This window comes from Frankia sp. CcCS3, assembly GCF_977927575.1.
Genome location: NZ_CDWRCL010000338.1, coordinates 1 through 3,062 on the forward strand (window position 1 = coordinate 1; position 3,062 = coordinate 3,062).

Annotated in this window: 2 protein-coding genes and 2 pseudogenes; 3 read left to right on the top strand and 1 reads right to left on the bottom strand. The window is 71.6% G+C overall.

Annotated elements, in window-relative coordinates; translation table 11 throughout:
• Positions 1–314 (bottom strand): annotated as a pseudogene (locus AC08OQ_RS18870) (hypothetical protein); the annotation flags it as partial.
• 538 nt (positions 315–852) lie between these two features.
• Here AC08OQ_RS18870 and AC08OQ_RS18875 point away from each other — a divergent pair.
• The 3 genes and pseudogenes from AC08OQ_RS18875 to AC08OQ_RS18885 form a co-directional block, all read left to right on the top strand.
• Positions 853–1,965, top strand: a complete 1,113-nt coding sequence (locus tag AC08OQ_RS18875; RefSeq protein WP_476601929.1) for a PP2C family protein-serine/threonine phosphatase — start codon at positions 853–855, stop codon at positions 1,963–1,965.
• On the top strand, positions 1,965–2,519 hold the full coding sequence (locus AC08OQ_RS18880; RefSeq protein ID WP_462202997.1) for a hypothetical protein: 555 nt from the start codon (positions 1,965–1,967) through the stop codon (positions 2,517–2,519). The genes AC08OQ_RS18875 and AC08OQ_RS18880 overlap by 1 nt, the downstream gene beginning before the upstream one ends.
• Positions 2,520–2,594: 75 nt before the next feature.
• Positions 2,595–3,062 (top strand): annotated as a pseudogene (locus AC08OQ_RS18885) (FHA domain-containing protein); the annotation flags it as partial.

Here is a 3,062-nt window from a genome sequence, read left to right on the forward strand (position 1 = left end):
GCACGACGCTGGGCGGGATGGCCGGGGCGCAGCTGCGCGGGCGGCGTGGCCCCACGGCCCTCCAGCGCCTTGCGGCCGTGACCGCCGCTGCCCGTGGAGGCCCCCTTGCGGTGGGAACCGGACTTGGCGGCCCGACCGCCCTGACCGCCGCGGGCGATCCCACCGCCCCGGCGAGCGGCGCCGGCCATCAGGACCACCGACCAGTACACGCCCGGGGAATGACCATGTGACCATGGTATACGGCGGACGACACCGGCGTGTCGGGGCACGCTCAGCGAGAGCTCGGCAGGAGCTCGTCGGAGGAGCTCTGCCATGGGCATACCTCGACATGGCCGTTTCCGGGGACCCGGCGCCCTATCCTGAGGGCCGGCAGGCCCACGGCCCGACCTGACGTGGTCCGGCCGCCCCTCACCGGCGTCAGGAGGGTCAGGTGCGCATCACCACGCCGACCGGCGGGCCCGGGGTTCCCCGGAGTGCGGGGGCCCTGCCACCATCCACCCCCGGCCTTTACGCTCTTTTAGGGTCGCCCGCCGACGATGGCGGGCGCGTCGGATCAGGTCGCCGGCACGGCAATCTACACCCTCGACGTGCCGCGGGGGAAGCTGGGAGAATACGTCTCCATGAATGCGTGATGACCAGCTCGACGAGTGTGACCACCTCGGTCGATCATCGGGCGCGCGCCGTCGGTGTCCCGAGACGGCCACGGCGAGCATCGACGATCCGGCCGTTAGCGACCCGACCGTCAAGGACCGGACCGTCAGGGGCAGGAGGCACCCAGCACATGGCTCTGCGCACACCGCCCGCATGCGTTCCCCCGGCTGTTTCCGGCCGCGGCCGATTTCTCCCGGCGGCATGACGGTGGACCTCAACCCGCATGACGACGCCCCCACAGTCGCCTACCAGATCACCGGGGGGCCGTTCGAACTCGACGACGACCTGGGTCGCTGCCCGGTGTGTGCGGCGCCGGTGTATGCCGACGACCGGTACTGCGAGGTCTGTGGTCACGGGCTGGAGGGTCCGGACCCCGGCCACGGCGACGCCGACCACAGCGAGGTCGACCTCGGCCAGTTCGCCGGCGTGTGCGACCGCGGCGTCCGGCACACCACCAACGAGGACGCCATGGGCCTGGCCGTCGTGTACGGCACGCTGATCGCGGTGGTGTGTGACGGCGTGTCGACCACTCCGGGCTCCGGGCAGGCCTCGGCCGCCGCGGCGACCACCGCCATGACGGTCCTCGCGGATGCGGTGCGTGCCCACGGCCCGGGGCGCCCCGTCCACCACGACACCCGCCCGTCGCGCGGCGTCAGCCGGGCCGAGGAGATGCTCGACATCCTCGAACCGTCGTATGCCGACTACAAGAAGCCACGAACATCGCCCCGCACGGTCGTCGGCGGGTTCTCCCCGGAGGACGCCGAGGCCGCGCTGCACGCCGCCGTCGACGCGGCCCAGGCGACCATCGCCCAACTCAGCGCGGCCGAGGGGCGGATGGCGCCGTCGTGCACGTTCGCCGCGGCCATCGTCACCCCGCCGACCCCGGACGGCCCGGGCATGGTCACGGTCGGCTGGGTCGGCGACAGCCGAGTCTACCTGCTCGGTCCGCGCTGGTGCGAGCGGCTGACCGCCGACGACACCTGGGCGGCTGAGGCCGCGCGCGCGGGGCTCATCCCAGCCAACGAGGCCGAGACACACCGGCGGGCGCACACCCTCACCCGCTGGCTGGGCGGCGACGTCGAGGACGTCGCGCCGCACACCGAGATGTTCCCAATCGAGGCGCCGGCCACGGTACTGGTCTGCAGCGACGGGCTGTGGAACTACGTGTCCCGGCCCGACATGATGGCCGCGCTGGTCAACCAGCTCCCACCCCACTGCGAGGCCATCGACGTCGCCCGCCACCTCGTCGATTTCGCCATCGACTCCGGGGGACACGACAACATCACGGTGGTGGCCGCCCGGGTGGAGGACTGATGAGCGTCTTCACCGCGGAGGTCGCACCCGTGGTACGTGATCTGACGGGCGAGGCCACGCCCGCGGACGAACGCTGCTTCGGCTACCCTACCGGCGCGTGGGGAATCGAGTCGCGCGACTACCACCTGAGTGTCCAGGTGCCCGCCCGCGCGCTGGGAACCGAGACGTCGGCGGCGCGGGTCAGCCTCGTCGTCGACGGCCGGGTGGCGTCAAAGGCGCTGGTCCGAGCGGTTTGGACGGACGATGAGACCCAGTGGAGCCGGATCAGCGACCCAGTCACCCACTACACCGACCAGGTGGAACTCCCGGCCGCGGTGCTACGGGGCCTGGAGGCGCGTCGGGCCGGCGACGAGGCGACTGCGACACTGTTGCTCGGACGCGACGCTCAGCTGGCGCTCGCCTCCGGCAACGAAGACACCTACCGCCTCCTACAGAAGGTGGTTCACGTCGACAATGCCACAACAGGTACGGTTCGGTTGAAGAAGAACGTCAAGAAGATCGATGAGATGGTCCTTGACGCACGGTCGACGAGGACCCTCCGGGTGAACCGGTGATCAGGTGAGGGCACGATGCCCTACGGGGCACCTGTCTCACGACCCGACTACTGCGATCGGTGCGGAATTGGGATCATGAGTGGTCAGGAGAGGTACGAATACCGTCCGGAGGACGGCGGGCGAGCTCCCTACGGAGCAGATGCCCCCGGCCGCTCGGCTGACGGGAACCGTCGGCGTGGGCCAGCCGAGCAGACCGGCCCGGATGCGGACGGTCCAGGTGGCTACGACCCGTTGGGCATCCGCCGTTCGCCAGCCGACCTGCCCGGGGTGACGGACCCGCCGCGCGTCGGCGACCCGCGCGGTGGCGACTCGTACGGCGGGTATGGCCGTGACGGCTACCCCGACCAGTCCCGGGGGGGGCGCGGTTATCAGGAGGACCCCTACGGCCCGCCCGGTGGCTATGATCGTGACCCCTACCCACGCGGGCGTGACGAGCGGCCGGCCCCCGACGACCGGATCGACCACGGGCGCGATCCCTACGGTCGAGACTGGGGCACGCCGGAGAACCGTGGCGGCTACCCCGTCGGCCGCGACAGCCGCGAT

What these genes read in the sequence shown, in the direction of transcription:
- AC08OQ_RS18875 (WP_476601929.1), top strand. Translation starts at nt 853, where the DNA reads ATGACGGTGGACCTCAACCCGCATGACGACGCCCCCACAGTCGCCTAC.
- AC08OQ_RS18880 (WP_462202997.1), top strand. Translation starts at nt 1,965, where the DNA reads ATGAGCGTCTTCACCGCGGAGGTCGCACCCGTGGTACGTGATCTGACG.